Raw genomic sequence first — 3650 nt, forward strand, 5'->3', positions numbered from 1 at the left:
CTTTTGGGGTGCAGATCACTTTGCGCACTTCTTTCGTTTTAGGAGTAATCATTATGATGATCGATAAACGCCTGATTAATACTGTGGCGGAGAGCAAAAAATGGATTGCAATAACCGTGCTGTGGAATTGGCTTGCATTAGCCGGTGGTATTGTTACTGCGGTGGTATTTGCCTATGTGTTGCAAACCGCATTTTTGCATAAACTTAGTGTACCAAGTGCGGTTGGTTTTGGCGCAATTTTGATTGTGGCACTTGCCCTGCGAGTTTTCTCCGGTAAAAAATCCGTACAGGCATCTTATTTTGCCAGCACAAGAGTGAAGCACGAATTGAGAAGTTTAATCTACCGTAAATTATCAGCAATGCCATTGAATCAGGTGAATCAACAATCCACATCGAATATCATTCAGGTAGCATCTGAAGGGGTGGAACAATTAGAAATTTACTTCGGACGTTATTTACCACAACTATTTTATAGTTTGCTTGCCCCGCTCACGTTATTTCTATTTTTAGTGTTTTTTAATGCACCGACCGCATTAATTTTACTGGTGTGTGTACCACTTATTCCCCTATCCATTATCGCAGTGAATAAAATTGCCAAAAAACTTTTAGCAAAATATTGGGCGATCTATGTGGGGCTGGGCAGTAGTTTTTTGGATAATTTACAAGGTTTGATTACGTTGAAAATTTATCAAGATGACGGCTATAAAGCCAAACAAATGGATGCGGAAGCGGAGCAATTTCGCACGATTACAATGAAAGTGCTGACGATGCAGCTCAACTCCGTTTCATTAATGGATTTGCTTGCCTATGGCGGTGCAGCGGTGGGGATTTTGACCGCACTTTTACAATATCAATCGGCGCAAATCAGTATTTTGGGCGTAATTTTGTTTATTTTGCTCGCCTCGGAATTTTTTATTCCTTTACGCTTATTGGGTTCTTTTTTCCACGTGGCAATGAATGGAAAAGCCGCCTCCGATAAGATTTTTACCTTACTTGATACGCCGGTCGAAACTCAACAAAGTGCGGTCGATTTTGCTGCTAAAGATAAGGTGAAGGTGGATATTCAAGATTTACATTTTTCCTATTCCCCGGAAAAAACGGCTATTCAAGGTTTGGATTTAACGATTCATCCAAACCAACTCACTATGTTTGTGGGGAAAAGCGGTTGCGGCAAATCCACTTTGGTTTCTTTGTTGATGGGTTTTCACAAGCCGCAACAAGGGGAAATTTGGTTTAATGGACAAAACGCCGCTGAAATTGACCGCACTTCTTTCTATGAAAATGTTTCGTTGGTAAGCCATAGTAGTTATGTGTTTAAAGGCTCATTACGGGAAAATATGCAGATGGCAAAAACCGATGCCACTGACGAACAAATTTACCAATGTTTGGAACAGGTCAATTTAGCCGATTTTGTGCGTGAAAATGGTGGTTTAGCGATGCCTTTATTAAGTCGGGGGGCAAATTTATCAGGTGGACAAATTCAACGCCTTGCCTTGGCTCGGGCATTATTGCATAACGCCAGTGTTTACATTTTTGATGAAGCCACCAGCAATATTGATGTAGAAAGTGAAGAAGTGATTTTGAAATTTATCCAACAATTTAAACAACACAAAACCATTGTGATGATCTCCCACCGCCTTGCTAATGCCGTAAATGCGGATTGCATTTATGTGTTGGATAAAGGCAGATTGATTGAACAAGGCACGCACACCTCGTTAATGGCAGAAAATGGGGCTTATGCGGAAATGTTCCAACAACAAAAATCTTTAGAGCAAATTAGAGAGGTGGCAAATGCGTAAAAACGGATTTTTAGTGATGTGGCAGTTGCTCGGGTTGGTGAAACCCCTCGCCCATATTATGATTTTCACCATCACAATGGGAACCCTAGGTTTTCTTAGTGCGATTTTCATTATGGTGCTGGGGGCGACGGGCTTGGCACATTTGCTCGGTTTTGATGGGCATTTAAATTTAACCCAAATTTTGACCGCACTTATCGCCCTTGCCGTTGCCCGTGGTATTTTGCGTTATTTAGAACAAATGTCCGGTCATTATATTGCTTTTAAATTGTTGGCATTATTGCGTGATAAAGTCTTTTCCGCCTTGCGCCGTCTGGCATTTGTGAAATTGCAAGATAAGCAGGCTGGGCAACTTGTCTCATTGGTGACAAACGATATTGAATTGCTTGAAGTCTTTTACGCCCACACCATTGCGCCGATTATGATTGCCTTTTTTACTTCAGCGATCTTAGTCGTAGTATTTGCTCATCTTTCCTTGTGGTTTGCCTTAGTCGCATTCGTGGCATATCTTTGTATTGGCGTGGTTTTACCGATCATCACCACCCGATTAGCCCGTGAAGACGGCAGACAATATCGCGAGCAGGTGGGTGAAATGAATGACTTTTTCCTCGACAGTATTCGTGGTATGAAAGAAATTCAGCTTTTCAGCTATGAGCAGAATCGTTTAGAGGAAATTCAACAGCGTAGCCAAGCCATTGATAAAGCTTTCCGAAAAATTAAGGATCAAGAAGGCAAAGTGCGGGTTTATACCGAAATTGCCGTGTCCGTCTTCAATATCATCATTTTATTTACCAGCTTGATTTTGTTCTATTTAGAGGAAATTAATTTTGCCAATTTTTTAACAGGCACGATTTTATTAATGTCGAGTTATGGTCCGGTGATTGCCTTGAGTAATCTTTCCAGTAATTTATTACAAACTTTGGCATCCGGTGAGCGGGTATTGAGCTTGCTGGCGGAACAACCTGTACTAAAAGATGTAGAAAGTGCGGTCAATTTGGAAAGTGTTTCCGAAATTAGCGTAGAAAATCTGAGTTTTTCTTATGCTGATGAACAAATTCTCACGGACATTAATTTTCAGTTACGAAAAGGTCAAATTCTGGGGATTCACGGCAGAAGCGGTAGTGGCAAAAGTACCTTATTAAAACTTCTAATGCGTTTTTACGATCCGCAGCAGGGGCAAATTTCCATTAATAATACGCAACTTTCCAACATCAATACCGCAAGCCTGCGTGAGAATATGGCATACATCACCCAACAAACCTATATTTTCAACGATACCATCGAAGAAAATATTCGCCTTGCCCACCGTTCCTCCACACAAGAACAAATCGTTGAAGCGGCAAAACAGGCATCCATTCACGATTTCATTATGAGCCTACCGGAGGGGTATCAAACCAAAATGACAGAACTGGGCGGCAATCTTTCAGATGGCGAAAAACAACGTATCGGCATAGCCCGTGCTTTTTTACACAACGCTCCGATTATTTTATTGGATGAACCCACCAGCAATCTGGACAGTTTAAACGAAGCAATCATTTTACAATCTCTACTTCAGGTGAAGGCGGATAAGCTGATTATTCTCGTCAGTCATCGTCAATCCACTATGGCTATTTGTGATCAGGTGATTGGTATTGAGAATGGGCGGATGTCCTAATGAAAAGTGCGGTTGAAAATGACCGCACCTTTTATATGATTTTACTGGTGGCTGTTGCGTTTTTGTCCTAATTAAACAATAATTCTTCAATACTAACCAACCATTACTACGCTCTATGAAATCATTCCTTTCGTTTTTACCCCTTAGTGCTGCCTTTATTTTTCCTCCTTTTCTTTATGCAACCCCGAATCGCTTACCAA

Annotated in this window: 2 protein-coding genes; both read left to right on the forward strand. The window is 41.1% G+C overall.

Annotated features, from left to right (window positions below; genetic code table 11):
* Positions 1 to 53 precede the first annotated feature (53 nt).
* The gene (locus tag BKK52_RS13155) at positions 54 to 1799 is read left to right on the forward strand and encodes an ABC transporter ATP-binding protein/permease (RefSeq protein WP_077474547.1); all 1746 of its coding nucleotides are present in this window, start codon (positions 54 to 56) and stop codon (positions 1797 to 1799) included.
* Positions 1792 to 3450, forward strand: a complete 1659-nt coding sequence (locus BKK52_RS13160) for an amino acid ABC transporter ATP-binding/permease protein (protein WP_077478884.1) — start codon at positions 1792 to 1794, stop codon at positions 3448 to 3450. Before BKK52_RS13155 ends, BKK52_RS13160 begins: the two co-directional genes overlap by 8 nt.
* Positions 3451 to 3650 lie beyond the last annotated feature (200 nt).

This window comes from Rodentibacter trehalosifermentans, from assembly GCF_002000545.1.
In the GTDB taxonomy this organism is placed as follows: Bacteria; Pseudomonadota; Gammaproteobacteria; order Enterobacterales; family Pasteurellaceae; genus Rodentibacter; species Rodentibacter trehalosifermentans.